Below are 17,047 nucleotides of genomic sequence, written 5' to 3'. Positions count from 1 at the left end.
GGGAAAGCCGCGAGGTCGGGGCCGGGCCGGGGCGCTGGGGTGGAAACGGGTGGGGGCGGTGGGAGGAAACCCCGCCGCGGTAGCGGTGGGGACCGGTTCAGGACCCAGGGGTCAGGCGAGGTGTCCGCTGGCCGGGCGGCCACGCCACAGCCCGAGCCCCACGTCCACCAGGCTCACCCGGTCCAGCCCCGGGACGGAGTCCAGCGCGTGCCAAGCCGCCAGGTCCGTCGACCCCGACGTCTCGTGGCGCAGCGCCCCCCCGACCACCCGCCCCTCGTACACGAGCCGCACCCCGTGGAAGTCGGCGACCGCCCCGAGCCGCCGCGGATACCGCCGCCGCAGCGAGTCGACGCCGAGCAGCACGACGGGCTCCACGGCGTACCCCGTCTCCTCGTCGACCTCGCGGATCACCGTGTCGTAGGGGTCCTCGCCGTGGTCCATGCCACCCCCGGGGAGCGTCCAGCGCTTGCTGCCGTCCCCCGCGACCCAGCGGGCGAGCAGCACCGATCCGTCCCGTACGCATACGGCGTAGGCCGCCACCCGGAGCTCCTTGTGCATTCGCTGACGTTAGACCGCGTACACCGGCAAGGCACGGTCTGTTACCCAACTGCCGATCACGGGTTGGCGGGGGAGTACTCCGGCGCGGACCAGGTCCACGGGCTGGCCCCGGCGGTCTCGACGGCCTCGTCGACGCTGAAGCGGACGGTGCGCTCGCCGTCGGGCCCGTACGCGGTGGTGGCGGTGCCGGTGAGCTGGAGCGCGGTGCCGCTGGTCCAGTCGAGGAAGAGCAGCCCGGCGCCGGGGTCGGCGGTGAGGTTGCCCAGGGTGAGGAACATGGCGTTGCCCGCGTAGTCGGGCCAGCTCAGCTCGGTCGGGGAGAGGACCCGGACGAAGCCGGGGTTGCCGCCCCGGTGGCTGGCGTCCGCGCCGCCGTCCCGCACGGTGGCGATGAAGAAGGTGTCGGCGGCGGCGACGAACCGCCGCTGTCCTGCGGTCAGTTCGGAGGTGACGCGGGTCGCCTGCGGGGCCCCGTCGCGCCGCCCGCCGACCAGCTGCCGCCGCTGGAGGTGCTTGGGGCAGTTGGAGAACACCTGGTCCGCCTCGATCGCGAGGCCGCGCGGCGTCGGCCGGGCCCGCCCGTTGAGCCGCATGCGGCGCCGGGTGCGCGGGTCGAGGGCGATCGTGCCGACGGGCGTGCCGGGGCGGCCGAGCGCGGTGGCGAGCGGATCGCCCGCCCCGGCCCCGCCCGCCACGGACACCTGGTGCGCCCCGGTGGCGCGGACGAAGCCGGGGTCGCCGGTGAGCGGCGACGCCCACACCCGCCCGCTGTCCGGGTCCCGCCCGCCGACGACCAGCATCGGCTGGAGCGCGAGGAACGCGGCGGCGACCGGGCGGATGCCCGGGCCGATGGACCGCCCGACGTGGTCGGCGAGCGCGCGCACGCCCACACGGTCCTGCACGGCGCGCGAGCCGGGGTGGTAGGGATCGTGCTCGGTCACGGCGCTGCCCTCCTTAGGGGCTCGGGATAGCGGGGGAGCGGGGGCGAGGCTCCTAGAAGAAGCCGCAGGTCGGCGCCGAGCCCGAGGGGGCCGCGCCGGTGTCGGCGCCGGACCGGGTGTAGATCTCCAGGCGGGTGCCGTCCGGGTCGTGGAAGAAGATCCCGCCGGACGCCGCGCCCTCGCCGTGCGGCACGACGCCGTCGTACGCGAACTCCACGCCGCGGGCCCGCAGATCGCGCTCGTAGTCGCGGACGACGTCGACGGACTCCACCTCGAACGACAGGTGGTGCAGGCCCGCGCGCCCGGAGTCGTACGCGCCGCTCGCCTGCTGCCACAGCGTGAGCGCGAGGGTGCCCTCGCGGCCGAGGAAGGCGTAGCGGCGGCCGTCGTCGGCGCCCTCGCCGGTCACCTCGAAGCCCATGACGTCCCGGTAGAAGGCGAGCGAGCGGTCCAGGTCGGTGACGTTCAGGCCGATGTGGCCGGTGGGCGGTGCGCTGATCGTGGTCATGACTCTCCCCTGTGGGTGCTTCCGTCCGGCGGCACGGGGGAGTTGTCGGTCCTCCGCGCCGGATCGGCTAACCGTTGAAAGTTAGATTAGTGGTTAGTGATCGAGAGCGTCAACCGCTCACGTACTCTTGACTGGTTAGCTCTGAAGGGAGAGCCCATGCCCGCCGCCCACGACCCCCGCCCGCTCACCGGCGAGCCCCTCTCCCTGGACCTGCTCAACACCCGCTGGATGCACGACGGCGCCCGCGAGGACCTGCTCGCCGCCCCCGGGGGACTCGCCGTCTGGCTCGCCGCGAACGGCCTCGACGCGCGTTTCGCCGCCGACGCGCGGACGCTGCGGAACGTCCTCGCCGCCCGCGACGCCCTCGCCGGACTCGTCGACCTGCCGGGCAAGCCGGGCGGCGACGCGACGGCGGTCGCCCGCCTCGACGCGGTGCTCGCCCACGGCCGGATCCGCGCCCGGCTCACCCCCGAAGGCCCCGCCGAGGAACCGGAGTTCGCCGACCCGGCCTGGGGGCCCGCCTGGCTCGCCGCGCGCGACTACCTCGACCTGCTGTCCGCCGCGCCCGACCGGATCCGCGGCTGCGCCCACGAGGCGTGCGTCCTGCACTTCTTCGACACCTCGCGCAACGGCACGCGGCGCTGGTGCAGCATGGCCGTCTGCGGCAACCGCGCGAAGGCCTCACGCCACTACGCCCGCACCCGCCCCTGACCCTGACCCTGACCCCGCGGCGCGCCCCCTACCCCGGGAAGTGAACGGCGCGTGACCGGCGCGCCTCCGCCCGGAGAGATGCGCATGCACACGCAGGGTGCCCCTCAGATCCACTTACGGTGATCGGCGTCACCCGTTGTGGCGACGTTAACGCGCAGGCCACCCCCGCTGCCAACGATCCAGTACGAGCGGGGAGCGCACCGGACGGCCACGGTCCGGACCTCCCCGCGACCACTGCCGACGCGTTCGCACTCGGGGAGACGCGCCATGTCGCGCATACGCTCTGTCGCCACCGCCGTCACGACCGCCGCCGTCAACCGCCGGGCGTTCCTCGCCGCGACGGGCGCGGTGTCCCTGTCCGCGGGCGTCGGGTACGCCGTGGGGCCGGGAGGCCACGGGAAGGCGGCCGCCGCCCAGCGCGGCCCGGTCGCGGTGTCCCGCCCCGCACCCGCCGCCCCGCTCGCCCCCTACCGCGCGGGCACCACCCTCCACTCGGCGGCCGCGCCCCGGGGGACCTCCGGCTTCCGGCGCCTGGGCGAAGGACCGGCCTGGCCGCGCGTGGTCCGCGCCGACCTCGCCCCGGCCCACCGGGGCCGGGAGGCGCGCCGCACCGCGCTGGCCGCGTTCGTGCAGTTCACGGACCTGCACCTGGTCGACGTACAGCATCCGCTGCGGTACGAGTACCTGCGCGCCCAGACGGCGAGCGCCTGGCGGCCGCAGGAGGCCCTGTCCGTGGCGGGCGCGGTCTCGCTCGTCGAGCGGGTCAACGCGCTGCGCGGCGCGCCCGCCACCGGCGCGCCCCTGCACTTCGTGATGACGACCGGCGACAACACGGACAACAACTCCCGCACCGAACTCGACTGGTTCCTCAAGGTGATGAGCGGCGGCCGCGTCACCCCCAACTCCGGCGACCCGCGCCACTACGAAGGCGTGCAGAACAGCGGTCTGAAGCTGTACTGGCACCCCGACGCCGCGCTGCGCGACGCCGACAAGCGCGTCGGCTTCCCGCAGCTGGACGGCTTCCTCGACGCCGCGATCCGGCAGGTCAACAGCCCGGGCCTGAACCTTCCCTGGTACTCCACCGTCGGCAACCACGACGCCCTGCCCGGTGGGTGCTACGCCCCCGGCGACTCGTACTTCGCCGACCTCGCCGTCGGCGGCCGGAAGCTGATGTCCCTGGACGCGGCGCGCGGCGCCGCCCTGTGGAAGGCCGTCAAGAAGGGGCAGGACCCCAAGGGCGCCCACTTCAAGGAGGTGCTGCGGGCCGAGAAGCGGCGCATGCGGTCCGTGACCCCGGACGCGGCGCGCGCCCCCTTCACCCCCGCCGAGTACCTCCGCGCCCACCTCGACCCGGCGCACGCGGGCCGCGGACCCGTCGGCCACGGCTACACCCAGGAGAACCTGGCGCACCGCACGCAGTACTACGCCTTCCGCATCACCGACGACGTCCTCGGCATCAGCCTGGACACCACCGACCCGGGCGGCCACTACGAGGGCTCGCTCGGCACCGCCCAACTGCGCTGGCTGGAGCGGACCCTGAAGGCCGTCGAGCGTAGCGGCGACGCCTCGTACGTCATCGTCTTCAGCCACCACACCAGCCGCACCATGCGCAATCTGGTCACCGATCCGCACCACCCGCGCGAGGCCCGGCACGGCGGCGACGAGGTGCTCGCGCTGCTGCGCCGCCACCGCTCCGTCCTGGCCTGGGTGAACGGCCACAGCCACAAGAACGCCATCACCCCGCACGGCTCGCTCTGGGAGGTCTCCACCGCCTCGCACGTGGACTTCCCGCAGCTCGCGCGCGTGATCGAGCTGGTCGACAACCACGACGGCACGCTGTCCCTGTTCACCACCCTGATCGAGTCGGCGGCCCCGCACCGCACGGACTTCGCCGACCTCTCCCAGACCGGACTCGCCGCGCTCTACCGCGAGCTGGCCTTCAACGCCCCGGGCGCCAAGCCCGCCCTCGGCGGCGCACCGGGCGACCGCAACACGGAACTCGTCCTCCGCAAGCGCTGACCCGGCCCCGCCCGACCGCCCCGCCCGACCGCCCCGGCCGTGACTTCCCGGCCGGGGAGGAGTTCTGCCCTGCGTAACGGGCGGACGTACGGGCGAAGCGGGCGAAGGGACAGTGACCCATGGCGGTGCGGAGACGGCTCACCCCGGTGCGCAAGGGGTGCGTGGCGGCGGCAGCCCTGGTCGTGGCGGTGGCGGGGGCCCTGACCGCCCCCGCGGCCGCGACGCCCGGCACGGACCGGGACCACCGCGGGACCCGGGCCGCCCTGGCGGCCGCCGTCCGCGGCGGCGTCCCCGGCGTGACGGCCCACGCACGGGACCGGCACGGCCCGTGGAGCGGCGCCGCGGGCGTCGGCGACCTGCGGCGGGGCACCCCGCGCGGCGCGCACGACCGGTTCCGCGCGGCCAGCGTCACCAAGACGTTCGTGGCGACCGTGCTGCTCCAGCTGGAGGCCGAGGGCAGGCTCGACCTCGACGACACGGTGGGCGCGTGGCTGCCCGGCGTGATCGAGGGCAACGGCCACAACGGCGACCGGATCAGCGTCCGGCAGCTCCTCAACCACACCAGCGGCATCCACGACTACAGCGAGGACCCGGACGTCCGCCGACGGCTCACCACCCCGGAGTTCTTCGCGCACCGCCACCGCACCTGGCGGCCGGCGGCCCTGGTCGCGCTCGCGACGCGCCACGCGCCGGACTTCGCCCCCGGCCGGGGCTGGGCGTACTCCAACACCAACTACGTCGTCGCCGGAATGGTCATCGAGAAGGTCACGGGCCGGTCCTACGCGGACGAGATCCGCGACCGCGTCATCACTCCCCTGCGCCTGCGCGCCACCTCCGTGCCCGGCACGACGCCCACCCTGCCCCGGCCCAGCTCGCGCGCGTACTCCAAGCTCTCCGGCGCCGCCGGGAGCAGGACGTACGACGTGACCGAGCTGAACCCGTCCGTGGCGGGCGCCGCGGGCGAGCTGATCTCGGACGCGGCGGACCTGAACCGCTTCTACGCGGCCCTGCTCCGCGGCGAGCTGCTGCCGCCCGAGCAGCTCGCCGCGATGAAGAGGACGGTCCTCGCCCGGGGGAAGGAGGGCGCGGGCGGCCGCTACGGCCTCGGCCTGCTGCGGCTCGAACTGCCCTGCGGCACGGTCCTCTGGGGCCACGGCGGCGGCATCCACGGCTCGCTGTCCCTGTCCCTGGCCACGGCCGACGGCGGGCACGCCCTGACGTTCAACTTCAACGGCGACCGGGCGGGCGGCCAGGACCGGATCCTGGCCGCGGAGTTCTGCGGCGCCTGACCGCCGCCGTCCGCACCCGCGCGGGGGCGGAGCCCCGTAGGCCGCACCCGTGCGGGGGCGGAGCCCCGCCGTCCGGAGCTCCGCCCCCGCACCCCCCTCGCGGGCCCGCCCCGTGCCCCGCGGGCACGGGCGGCCGGGCTATCTGGGCAGGACCACGATGTACGCCGCCGGATCCCGGTCGCAGGAGGCCATCAGGGCCGTCAGGACGACCGCCGCCTGCTGGTCGGGGGCGTCCCGCAGCTTCTTCGGGGTGATGTGGACGACGGTGACGCCGAGCCGCTCCAAGTGCTCGCGCTTGCGGGCGTATTCGGACCACTGCTCGTCGTCCTCCCACTCCTTGCGTCCCGTGCGGCCGTGCCGCGGCGCCCGCGTGTCCAGCTCCACGGCCACGGCCTGCTCGGGCCAGTACGCGTCGACGCCGCCCAGGTGCGGCCCGCCCGGAAGGCGCAGATCCACGTTCCACAGCGGATCGGGGAGCCCGTGGTCATGGACGAGGGCGTGCAGCCGGTCCTCGGCGATCGCGCGGCCCTCGGCGAGCAGCGAGTCCACGGCGTCCACCACGTGCGGACGGCCCAGCAGCCGCGCCCGGTTCAACTCGGCCACCAGGGCGGCCGGTTCGCAGTGCCCGCCGCGCACCGCCTCGGTGAGCAGCCGCCGCACCGCGCGCGCCTCGGCGAGATGGGCGACGGCGTCGGCGAGCGCCCGCGCCACCGGCGCCACCGGTACGCCGGTGATCTGCAGCGGTGTGGGCAGCGTGTGCGCCCGGACGAGGCGGGCGCAGCCGGTCGAACGCAGCCGCCGGGTGCGCGGGACCAGGACGTCGATCCGGTCCAGGGAGAGCAGCGGCGGCGCGGAGGAGAAGCGGTGCAGGGTGAGGGCGGCGAGCCCGGTGATCATCGCGTCGGCGTAGCCCGCGTGCGGCTCGCCGGGCCGCGGCTGCGCGGGGATCGCCCGGGACTCCTTGGCCGGGGGCCGCCCGGCGTAGAGCAGCACGCCGTGCAGCCGTTCCTCGCTGGTGGGCGGGCCCGGGTGGAGCAGATGGACCCCCGGCAGGAGCTGCTGCCAGGGGCCGCCGGGGCGGCAGTGCGCGCTGACCTCGGCGGCGCCGACGCCGTGCGCGCGCAGCTGGGCCGTGCTCAGGACGCGGCGCTGGACGTCGGCGAGGTGGCGCAGGGGGCGGGGGGAGAGCGGGGTGTTGTGGTTCATGCCGTGGCCATTCCCGGTGCCGGTCCGCCCCCTAACCGCTGTTACAGTCCCGTCGACAAAACCGGACAAGCCCGTCCTAAAGTACGGGAGTTCGAGGACCGAAAAGGTGCGGTTCGGGGGGCGCGCGGCGGGGACGGAGTGCGTCCGCTTTCCCGCGCCACCCCCTTGTGGGCGGTCGGCCCCGTCGTCATACTCGGCGCGATGCTTGGCATGAACGCGACGTAACCCGTCGGCGGTCCGTGCCAGGAACCGGTAACTCCCCGGAGCCGCATCCGACTTGGACGGCTCCATCCCCCCATGGAGGTACTGAGTGACACCCCCACGAGCAACCACACGGCGCCTCGTCCTCACCGGCATCGGCGTCGCCGCCCTGGTCGCGGGCACCCTCACCGCGGCGACCACCAGCTCGGCGGCCCAGGACCCCACTCCGAAGGCCGTCGGCGCCACCGCGGCGGGCAGGCTCGCCGACTCCCTGACCGACGGCTTCCCCACCGGCACCGCGGGCGCCTACTACGACGCCCCCGCCAAGAAGCTCGTCGTCAACGTCCTCGACGAGGCCGCGGCCGACCGGGTCCGCGCCGCCGGAGCCGAGCCGCGGACGGTCGCCCACTCCCAGGCCCAACTGGACGCCGTCCAGCGGGCCCTGGGCGAGCGCGCGGTGCCCGGCACGGCACGCGCCACGGACCCGGTCCTCAACAAGGTGGTCGTCACGGCCGACTCCACGGTCAGGGGCGCCGCCCTCGACCGGCTGAAGCAGCGCGTGGCGGCCCAGGACGGCAAGGCGGTCCTGGAGCGCACCGCGGGGAAGTTCCAGCCCCTCATCCGCGGCGGCGACGCCATCTGGAGCTCCAGCGGCCGCTGTTCGCTGGGCTTCAACGTCGTCAAGGGCGGCCAGCCCTACTTCCTCACCGCGGGCCACTGCGCCTCCCTCGCGGGCACCAGCTGGTCCGAGACCCGGGGCGGGCCCGTGATCGCCCAGGTCGAGGACTACGGCTTCCCCGGGCGCGACGACGCCATCGTGAAGTACACCGCGAACGTCGCCCACCCGAGCGAGGTCAACCTCTACAACGGCGGCTCCCAGCAGATCACCGGGGCCCGCCAGGCCGTGGTCGGCGAGCAGGTACAGCGCAGCGGCTCCACCACCCAGGTGCACGGCGGCAGCGTGCAGCGGCTCAACGCGTCGGTCTCCTACCCCCAGGGCACGGTCAACGGTCTGATCCAGACCAACGTCTGTGCTGAGCCCGGTGACAGCGGGGGCTCGATGTTCGCGGGCACCAGCGCGCTCGGTCTCACCTCCGGCGGCAGCGGCAACTGCTCCAGCGGCGGCCGGACCTACTTCGCGCCCGTCGTGGACGCGCTCTCGCGCTATGGAGCGCAGATCGGCTGACGCCCGGTCTCCCGGTCCTCCGGGCTGGGGCCGCACCGCTGCGGCCCCAGCCCTTCGGGGGTGCGGTCAGGCAGTGCCGTCGCAGGCCTGGGCGCGCAGGGCCCGGGCCAGGTCGTCGCGGGCCTCCAGGACGAGGCGGCGCAGGGCCGGCGGGGCCGACTCGTGCGCGGAGAGCCACGCGTCGGCCGCGGCCACCGTCTCCGGGCTGTCCTGGAGGTGTGGGAACAGGCCCCGCACCACGTCCATGCCGATCTGGATGGACCGCTCCGCCCAGACCCGCTCGATGGCGGCGAAGTACTTCGGGGCGTACTCGGCGACGAGCGCCCGCTGCGAGGGCTGGGCGAAGCCCGAGATCGTCGCCTCCACCAGGGCGTTGGACAGCGCGTCCGACTCCACCACGGAGGCCCAGGCCTGCGCCTTGACCGCCGCCGACGGCCGCGCGGCCAGGCAGCGGACCTGGTGGCGCTTGCCGGACGCCGTGTCGTCGCGGGAGAGCTCGGCCGCGAGCGCCCGCTCGTCCGCCACCCCGTGCACCGCGAGCGGCAGCTGGAACGCCCAGCGCAGCTCCTGGTCCACCTCCAGGCCGTCGATCTTCGCGGTGCCGTCCAACAGGCCCTGGAGGAGCTGGAGGTCGGCGTCCGAGGAGGCCACGGAGGCGAAGAACCGCGCCCACGTCAGCTGGTGCTGGCTGCCCGGCTCGGCGATCCTGAGCTCCCGCAGCGCGCCCTCGGCGAGCAGCCGCCCGCCCTCCTCGCGCCAGCCGGGCGCGGCGTAGTGCGTGTGGGCCGTGCCCGCCCAGGCGTGCAGCATCTGGAGCACGCCGATGTCCGTCTCGCGCCCGGCGAACCGCAGCACGAGGCCGACGAAGTCCCGCGCGGGCATGAGCCCGTCCCGCGTGAGGTTCCACAGCGCCGACCAGCACAGGGCGCGGGCGAGGGGGTCGGTGAGGTCGCCCAGGCGCTCGCGCAGGGTGGCGAGCGAGGTCTCGTCGAAGCGGATCTTGCAGTACGTCAGGTCGTCGTCGTTGACCAGGACGAGCTCGGGGGCCTCGGCGCCGACGAGCTCCGCGACCGCGGTGCGCGGGCCCTCGACGTCCACCTCCGCGCGGGCGTACCGCACGAGGTCGCCCGTGTCCGAGCGGCGGTACAGGCCCACGGCCACGCGGTGCGGGCGCAGGGTCGGGTGGCTCTCGGCCGCCTCCTGGACGACGGCGAGCTCCGTGACGCGGCCCTCCGCGCTCAGGGTGACCTGCGGGGTGAGGGAGTTGACCCCCGCCGTCTCCAGCCAGGCCCGCGACCAGGCCGCCAGGTCGCGCCCGCTGGTCTCCTCCAGGACCGAGAGCAGGTCACCGAGGCGGGTGTTGCCGTACGCGTGCCGCTTGAAGTAGCGCCGGGCGCCCTCCAGGAAGGCGTCGCGGCCCGCGTACGCCACGAGCTGCTTGAGGACGGAGGCGCCCTTGGCGTACGTGATCCCGTCGAAGTTCAGCTTGGCGTCCTCCAGGTCGCGGATGTCGGCCGTGACCGGGTGGGTGGAGGGCAACTGGTCCGCGCGGTACGCCCACGCCTTGCGGTTGTTGGCGAAGGTGATCCAGCCGTTGGTGAACCGGGTCGCCTCGACCATCGAGAAGGAGCCCATGAAGTCGGCGAAGGACTCCTTCAGCCACAGGTCGTCCCACCAGCGCATGGTGACCAGGTCGCCGAACCACATGTGCGCCATCTCGTGCAGGATGACGTTCGCCCGGCGCTCGTACGACGCCTGGGTCACCTTGCCGCGGAAGATGAACTCCTCGCGGAAGGTCACACAGCCCGGGTTCTCCATCGCGCCCAGGTTGTACTCCGGCACGAAGGCCTGGTCGTACTTCCCGAAGGGGTAGGGGAAGTCGAAGTGGTCGTGGAAGAAGTCCAGGCCCTGCTTGGTGACCAGGAAGACGTCGTCCGCGTCGAAGTGCTTGGCCAGGCCCTTGCGGCACATCGCGCCGAGGGGGATCTCCAGCCGGGTGCCGTCCTCGAAGACGCGCTCGTAGGAGTCGGTCACGTAGTGGTACGGGCCCGCGACGACCGCCGTGATGTACGTCGAGATGGGCTTGGTCTCGGCGAACTGCCAGACCCCGTCCACCTGCTCGCCCGCGCCGTTGCTCCACACCGTCCACCCCTCGGGGGCCCGTGCGGAGAAGCGGAAGGGGGCCTTCAGGTCGGGCTGCTCGAAGTTCGCGAACACGCGGCGGGAGTCCGCGGGCTCGTACTGCGTGTAGAGATAGACCTCGCCGTCCTCCGGGTCGACGAAGCGGTGCATGCCCTCGCCGGTGCGGCTGTAGGCGCACTGGGCGTCCACCACCAGCTCGTTCTCCTCGCGCAGGTCCTCCAGCGCGATGCGGCTGCCGTCGAAGACCTCGGACGGGTCGAGGTCCTTGCCGTTCAGCGAGACGGCCGTGACGCTCGGGGCGACCAGGTCCGCGAAGCTCGCCGCGCCCGGCTCGGCGCAGCGGAAGCGGATCGTCGTGACGGAGCGGAAGGTGCGCGGCGTGGTGTCGCCTTCCTGGCTGTCGCCGACCGCCGACCGCAGGTCGAGGAAGACCTCGTACCCGTCGACGGACAACAGCGCGGCCCGCTCCTGGGCCTCGTCGCGGGACAGATTCTCACCGGGCACGGGCGGCACTCCCTCGTGGCTCGCATGACTCTCGTTCGAATGCCTCTGATCCTCGCACGTGCCCCGGTCGGCGGACATCCGGGAATGCCCTGCCACACCCCCGACGTTGCCCTGGCCAGGCTTCGCACACATTCCCTAGGGAGAGACATGTCCGCGTCCTCTGCGACCACCGAGAACGGCAAGACCCCCGTCGACTTCTGGTTCGACCCGCTCTGCCCCTGGGCCTGGATGACCTCCCGCTGGGTCCTGGAGGTCGAGAAGGTCCGTGACATCGAGGTCAGCTGGCACGTGATGAGCCTCGCCGTGCTCAACGAGAACAAGCTCGACGAGCTGCCCGAGGAGTACCGCGAGATGCTGGCGACCAAGGCCTGGGGCCCGGTCCGCGTGGTCATCGCCGCCCAGCAGGAGCACGGCGCGCAGGTGCTCGGCGACCTCTACACCGCGCTCGGCACCCGCATCCACAACCAGGGCGAGGGCCCCACCAAGGAGGCCGTCGCCGGCGCCCTGAAGGACGTCGGCCTGCCCGAGTCCCTCCTCGGCCACTGGGACGAGACCCCGTACGAGGCCGAGCTGCGCGCCTCCCACAACGAGGGCATCGAGAAGGTCGGCCAGGAGGTCGGCACGCCCGTCATCGCCGTCCCCGGCGCCGACGGCGAGCAGATCGCCTTCTTCGGCCCGGTCGTCACCCCCGCCCCCAAGGGCGAGGCCGCGGCCAGGCTCTGGGACGGCACCCTGCTCGTGGCCTCGACCCCGGGCTTCTACGAGATCAAGCGCACGAGGACGCAGGGCCCCATCTTCGACTGAGTGCCGAGGACCGAGGCGAAGGGCCCCCGCGAGTCACGTCCTCGCGGGGGCCCTTCGTCCATCCGCCTGCCGACGCGAAGGTTGAGAAGACGATCACGAGGCAGGACGTATCGGGAGGAGGCGGCGTCAGGGGGCCAGCAGCAGGCTGTTCACGCGCTGCTTGGCGGCCTCGTAGCGCTTGGCCACGTCCTGCCAGTTGACGACCTGCCACATCGCCTCGATGAAGTCCACCTTCTGGTTCTTGTACTGCAGGTAGAAGGCGTGCTCCCAGGCGTCGAAGACCAGGATCGGCGTCGAGCCCTGGCCGACGTTGCCCTGGTGGTCGTAGATCTGCTCGACGATCAGGCGGTTGCTGAGCGGCTCGTAGGCGAGCACGCCCCAGCCCGAACCCTGCGTCGTCGCCGAGGCCTTCGTCAGCTGCGCCTTGAACTTGGCGAAGGAGCCGAAGGACTCGGTGATGGCGTCCGCGAGCTCGCCCACACCGTCGGCGTGGGTGGGCTCACCGCCGCCGCCGTCCTTGGGGCTGTTCATGTTGTGCCAGTAGATGCTGTGCAGGATGTGCCCGGAGAGGTGGAAGGCCAGGTTCTTCTCCAGGCCGTTGACGGCGCCCCACGCGTCCTTGTCGCGGGCCTCCGCCAGCTGCTCCAGGGTGTCGTTCGCGCCCTTCACGTATGCGGCGTGGTGCTTGTCGTGGTGCAGCTCGATGATCTGCGGGTTGATCACCGGCTCCAGCGCCGCGTAGTCGTACGGAAGTTCAGGGAGCGTGTAAATGGCCATCAGTGAGCCCTCCGACCGTGCTCCGCGGGGGACCGTGCCGTATCGCCCGGTGCCGCGGCGCACCTCTTATTGCGACCTATGTGCAAGTGCAGGCTAGCAGCAGGAGGCGCCGGAAGTTGATCAGCCCTTGGCCCTAGGTCGCGAGCCCCGGCGCGCCCGGGAGCGGGAACGGCCGGAGGCCCGGTCCACGCATGTGGACCGGGCCTCCGGCCGTCGGCGGGGCGCGTCGGATCAGGCGCTCGGCGCCGTCTCGCGGCCCTCCGCCATCTTCTGCCGTACGAAGCCCACGACCATCAGGAGCAGCGTCAGGCCGCCCGTGTAGTACAGCTGCGTACGGGTCTCCTCCTCGCGGGCCATCAGGACGAACACCGTGGCCATCCCGGCGAGCGCCACGTACGTCAGCCAGGGGAAGAGCCACATCTTCACGACGAGCGTCTCGGGGGCCTCGCGCTCCAGCTTCTTGCGCAGCCGCAGCTGGGCGGCGGCGATGAAGAACCAGACGACGAGGATGATCGCGCCGATGGTGTTGAGCAGCCACTGGAAGATGTCGTCGGGCCGCCAGTAGCTGAGCAGCACGCACAGGAAGCCGAAGACCGACGAGGTGAGGACCGCGATCCGCGGCACGCCGTTGAAGAGCCGCCCCAGGGCCTTCGGGCCCTGGCCGCGCTGCACGAGCGAGTTGGCCATGCGGGAGGCGCCGTAGATGTTGGCGTTCATCGCGGAGAGCAGGGCGACCAGGATGACGACGTTCATGATCTGGCCCGCGCCGTCGATGCCGAGGTGGTCGAGCGTGGCGACGTACGGGCCCTTGGTGGCGACCTCGTCGGAGGTCCAGGGGAGCAGCGTCACGACGACGGCCATGGAGCCGATGTAGAAGATGGCGATCCGCCACATCGCGGTGCGCACGGCCTTGGCCACGCCCTGGACGGGGTGCTCGGACTCGGCGGCCGCGATGGTGACCGTCTCCAGGCCGCCGTAGGCGAAGACGGAGGCGAGCAGGCCCACGATGAGGCCGTCCACGCCGTTGGGCATGAAGCCGCCGTGCCCGGTGAGGTTGGCGGTGCCCGGCGCGTCGGTGTCGGGGAGCCAGCCGAGGATCGCCAGCACGCCGATGGCGAGGAAGAGGACGATCGCGGTGATCTTCAGGGCGGCGAACCAGAACTCGAACTCGCCGAAGTTCTTCACGGCCGCGAGGTTCGTGGCGCAGAACATCAGCATGAAGAGGGCGACCCAGGCCCACTCGGGCACGCCGGGCACCCAGCCGTGCACGATCTGTGCGGCGCCGATGCCCTCGAGGCCGACGGCCACGCAGAGCAGGAACCAGAAGGACCAGCCCGCCGTGAACCCGGCCCAGGGGCCGAGGGCCCGCTCGGCGTGCACGGAGAAGGAGCCGGACGCGGGGTTGGCCGCCGCCATCTCGCCCAGCATGCGCATGACGAGCATGACCAGGGCGCCGGACAGCGAGTAGGCCAGGATGATCGAGGGCCCCGCGGCGGCGATGGCCTTCCCGGAGCCCACGAAGAGCCCGGCGCCGATGACGCCGCCGAGGGCGATCATCGACAGATGACGCTGCTTGAGGCCGTGTCCGAGGGGGGCGTCGGCCTGGGGTGGTGCGTCTTTCACGGACGTCTGAGACATGGGCGTCCCTGTTCGCTAGCGGGGAGACGGAAGGAAGGAACCGCGCGGGAACCACAGGGGGAAGTGGGGCACAGTCTGAGCACTGGCACCGCTCACAGGGAACAGTTGACCGGTATACGGACACGACGCTCACACAAGGTGAAGACGTCTTCACGATTTCGTCATACTCACGTGATCCGGCGGGGTGTTCCGGCCGCGATGTCCCACCGGTGTCATGCGCCGTTCGTAGAAGAGTTACGTACGGCGTGTACGACGCGTCGCCCAGTCCCGCAGGAGCGCCACCGCGATCACCACTGCCGTGGCGCCCGCCGACCACAGCAGCTGCGGGCGCGCGCCGTCGTCGCGCAGCATCAGCGCGATCACCACGCCCATCCCCGCGAGCGCCGCCCACGTCAGCCAGGGGAAGAACCACATCCGCAGGGTGAGCCGCTCCGGCGCCTCGCGCTCGATGCGGCGGCGCAGGCGCAGCTGCGAGACGGCGATCAGCGCCCAGACGAAGAGGAGGGCCGCGCCGACCGAGTTGAGCATGTAGAGGAAGACGGTGTCGGGCCACTTCAGATTGAGCAGCACCGAGACGAAGCCGAAGGCCACCGAGGCGAGCACCGCGCGCCGCGGCACCCCGCCCCGCGCCACCTTCAGCAGGCCCCGGGGCGCCTCGCCGCGCTCGGCGAGCGAGAAGACCATGCGCGAGGCGCCGTACAGATTGGCGTTCAGGGACGACAGGAGCGCCACGAACACCACGATGTTCATCAGGGTCCCGGCCGCGGGGACGCCGATGGAGTCGAGCACCTTCACATACGGGCTGAACCCGGCCTGCTGCGCCGTCCACGGCAGCACCGTCACGATGACCAGCATCGAGCCGACGTAGAAGAAGAGGATGCGGTACACGGCGCTGCGCACCGCGCGGGCCACGGCGCGCACCGGGTCGTCGGACTCGGCGGCCGCGATCGTGACGATCTCCAGGCCGCCGAAGGCGAAGAGGACCACGACCACGCCGGAGACCACCCCGTCCCAGCCGAGCGGCAGGAAGCCGCCCTCGCCGGTGAGGTGGGTGAACCCGACCGGGTCGGTGTCCGGAAGGAGCCCGAAGACCGCGAGGAGCCCGAGCACCAGGAACGCGACGATCGCGAAGACCTTCAGGGCGGCGAACCAGAACTCGAACTCGCCGAAGTTCTTCACCGCCGCGAGGTTGGCGCCGGTGAAGAACACCATGAAGAGGAGCACCCACGCCCACTGCGGCACGCCCGGCGCCCACGCGTGCGCGATCCGCGCCGCCCCGGTCGCCTCCACGGCCAGCACGACGACGAGCAGGAACCAGTACATCCAGCCGACCGAGAACCCGGCCCAGCGGCCCAGGGCCCGCTCGGCGTGCACGGAGAACGCGCCCGAGGAGGGCATCGCCGCCGACATCTCGCCGAGCATCCGCATCACGCACATCGCGAGCGCGCCCGCGATCAGATACGACAGGACGATGCCGGGCCCGGCGACCGCGATCCCGGCGCCCGAGCCGACGAACAGGCCGGCCCCGATGACGCCGCCGAGGCCCAGCATGGTCAGGTGGCGCTGCTTGAGGCCGCCGCCGAGGGGCTCGGCGGGGCCGAAGGGGTCCGCGGGAGCCGTCGAGGGCACCCCCGAGTCGGGCCGCTGGTGATCGTGCATCGGGCTCAGCTGACTCTCAGGGTGCTCGGGGTGCTCGGGGCGCTCGTGGTGCTCAGAGGCGAGTTGGTGAGACTCCACAGTCTCACCGGCGCCTGCCCCTGAACGCAAAACCCGGCCCCGGCATTCCTGACCTCCGTGACCAGCATCACGCCCGGCCGGGTGTGGGCCGCGCCCTTTGTGCGGAGCCCACCAAGGCGGAGCCGCTCCCTTTGTCATCCGCGGCCCCTGATGGGGCGCCCGCCCCGGGGTTAGGGTCAGGTCGTCCCACGCACCACCTGCCCCCAGACGTCCCAGAACCGCGGAGTCCCGATGAGCACAGCCGCCGCCACCACCCGCCCGGGCCAGGTCCTGGCCGACCTGATCCCCGCCTCCCGCCTGCGCGACGCGACCCTCGTGCTCGGCGGCGCCGCGCTCACCGGCCTGGCCGCCCAGCTCTCCGTGCCCGTGCCGGGCTCGCCGGTGCCGGTGACGGGGCAGACCTTCGCCGCGCTCCTGGTCGGCACGGCGCTCGGCGCGCGCCGCGGCTTCCTGTCGCTCGCGCTGTACGCCCTGGTGGGCATGGCGGGCGTGCCGTGGTTCGCCGAGGCCAAGTCCGGCTACGGCATGCCCTCGCTCGGCTACGTCCTCGGCATGATGCTCGCCGCCGCCGCGGTGGGCTCCCTGGCCCGGCGCGGCGCCGACCGGAACGTGCTGCGCACGGCCGGGACGATGGTCCTCGGCTCCGCGATCATCTACGCCGTCGGCGTGCCCTACCTGGCCGCGTCCACCGGCATGTCCCTGACCGAGGCGGTCGCCGCGGGCCTCACCCCGTTCCTGATCGGCGACGCCCTCAAGGCGGCCCTCGCCATGGGCGCGCTGCCGCTGTCGTGGAAGCTGCTCGGCGACAAGGGCTGACACCGGGCCC

14 protein-coding genes are annotated in these 17,047 nt (G+C 73.0%); 6 read left to right on the top strand and 8 right to left on the bottom strand.

Annotation, left to right across the window (positions count from 1 at the left end; all coding sequences use genetic code 11):
• Positions 1–111: 111 nt before the first annotated feature.
• Genes C9F11_RS14870 through C9F11_RS14860 form a run of 3 tightly spaced genes read right to left on the bottom strand, consistent with a single transcriptional unit; the run spans position 112 to position 2,007 of the window.
• Complete coding sequence (locus C9F11_RS14870; protein WP_138959751.1) at positions 112–558, bottom strand: NUDIX hydrolase; 447 nt, start codon at positions 556–558, stop codon at positions 112–114.
• Positions 559–614: 56 nt separating this feature from the next.
• Positions 615–1,499: a pyridoxamine 5'-phosphate oxidase family protein gene (locus C9F11_RS14865; RefSeq protein ID WP_138959750.1), complete on the bottom strand. Its 885-nt coding sequence runs from the start codon at positions 1,497–1,499 to the stop codon at positions 615–617.
• Between the two features lie 52 nt (positions 1,500–1,551).
• Positions 1,552–2,007, bottom strand: coding sequence for a VOC family protein (locus C9F11_RS14860; RefSeq protein ID WP_138959749.1), 456 nt, complete (start codon positions 2,005–2,007; stop codon positions 1,552–1,554).
• Positions 2,008–2,163: 156 nt separating this feature from the next.
• Between C9F11_RS14860 and C9F11_RS14855 the strand changes: the two genes are divergently transcribed.
• The 3 genes from C9F11_RS14855 to C9F11_RS14845 all read left to right on the top strand — a co-directional run bounded on the left by C9F11_RS14855 (position 2,164) and on the right by C9F11_RS14845 (position 6,026).
• Positions 2,164–2,718 carry a CGNR zinc finger domain-containing protein gene (locus C9F11_RS14855; protein WP_138959748.1) on the top strand — a complete coding sequence of 185 codons (555 nt, stop codon included), beginning with the start codon at positions 2,164–2,166 and terminating at the stop codon, positions 2,716–2,718.
• A gap of 267 nt (positions 2,719–2,985) precedes the next feature.
• A complete protein-coding gene (locus C9F11_RS14850) occupies positions 2,986–4,737 on the top strand; it encodes a TIGR03767 family metallophosphoesterase (RefSeq protein WP_138959747.1) in 1,752 nt (583 codons plus the stop codon).
• A 119-nt stretch (positions 4,738–4,856) separates the two neighbouring features.
• Entirely contained in the window at positions 4,857–6,026 is a 1,170-nt protein-coding gene (locus C9F11_RS14845) for a serine hydrolase domain-containing protein (protein ID WP_138959746.1), read from the top strand.
• Positions 6,027–6,164: 138 nt separating this feature from the next.
• On the opposite strand, the gene C9F11_RS14840 is transcribed toward C9F11_RS14845, so the two are convergent.
• Positions 6,165–7,232, bottom strand: a complete 1,068-nt coding sequence (locus tag C9F11_RS14840) for a hypothetical protein (protein ID WP_138959745.1) — start codon at positions 7,230–7,232, stop codon at positions 6,165–6,167.
• A 310-nt stretch (positions 7,233–7,542) separates the two neighbouring features.
• On the opposite strand from C9F11_RS14840, the gene C9F11_RS14835 reads away from it, so the two are divergent.
• A complete protein-coding gene (locus tag C9F11_RS14835; protein ID WP_138959744.1) occupies positions 7,543–8,619 on the top strand; it encodes a S1 family peptidase in 1,077 nt (358 codons plus the stop codon).
• A gap of 66 nt (positions 8,620–8,685) precedes the next feature.
• On the opposite strand, the gene pepN is transcribed toward C9F11_RS14835, so the two are convergent.
• A complete protein-coding gene (pepN, locus tag C9F11_RS14830) occupies positions 8,686–11,265 on the bottom strand; it encodes an aminopeptidase N (protein WP_138959743.1) in 2,580 nt (859 codons plus the stop codon).
• Positions 11,266–11,412: 147 nt separating this feature from the next.
• On the opposite strand from pepN, the gene C9F11_RS14825 reads away from it, so the two are divergent.
• Entirely contained in the window at positions 11,413–12,069 is a 657-nt protein-coding gene (locus C9F11_RS14825; protein ID WP_138959742.1) for a DsbA family protein, read from the top strand.
• 126 nt (positions 12,070–12,195) lie between these two features.
• Here the strand turns inward: C9F11_RS14825 and C9F11_RS14820 are convergent, their stop codons facing one another.
• The 3 genes from C9F11_RS14820 to C9F11_RS14810 all read right to left on the bottom strand — a co-directional run bounded on the left by C9F11_RS14820 (position 12,196) and on the right by C9F11_RS14810 (position 16,035).
• Entirely contained in the window at positions 12,196–12,846 is a 651-nt protein-coding gene (locus C9F11_RS14820) for a superoxide dismutase (RefSeq protein WP_138959741.1), read from the bottom strand.
• 231 nt (positions 12,847–13,077) lie between these two features.
• Positions 13,078–14,484 (bottom strand): amino acid permease, encoded by a 1,407-nt coding sequence (locus C9F11_RS14815; RefSeq protein WP_138959740.1) that lies wholly within the window; start codon positions 14,482–14,484, stop codon positions 13,078–13,080.
• A gap of 234 nt (positions 14,485–14,718) precedes the next feature.
• Positions 14,719–16,035: an amino acid permease gene (locus tag C9F11_RS14810; protein WP_249402177.1), complete on the bottom strand. Its 1,317-nt coding sequence runs from the start codon at positions 16,033–16,035 to the stop codon at positions 14,719–14,721.
• Positions 16,036–16,452: 417 nt separating this feature from the next.
• Here C9F11_RS14810 and C9F11_RS14805 point away from each other — a divergent pair, with 417 nt between their 5' ends.
• Positions 16,453–17,037, top strand: a complete 585-nt coding sequence (locus C9F11_RS14805) for a biotin transporter BioY (protein ID WP_138959738.1) — start codon at positions 16,453–16,455, stop codon at positions 17,035–17,037.
• The last annotated feature ends 10 nt before the right edge of the window (positions 17,038–17,047 follow it).

Origin of the sequence: Streptomyces sp. YIM 121038 (assembly GCF_006088715.1) — a bacterium.
Classification (GTDB): Bacteria; Actinomycetota; Actinomycetes; order Streptomycetales; family Streptomycetaceae; genus Streptomyces.
The sequence above is the reverse complement of the archived record's forward strand: the minus strand, read 5'-3'. Positions and strand labels throughout refer to the sequence as shown.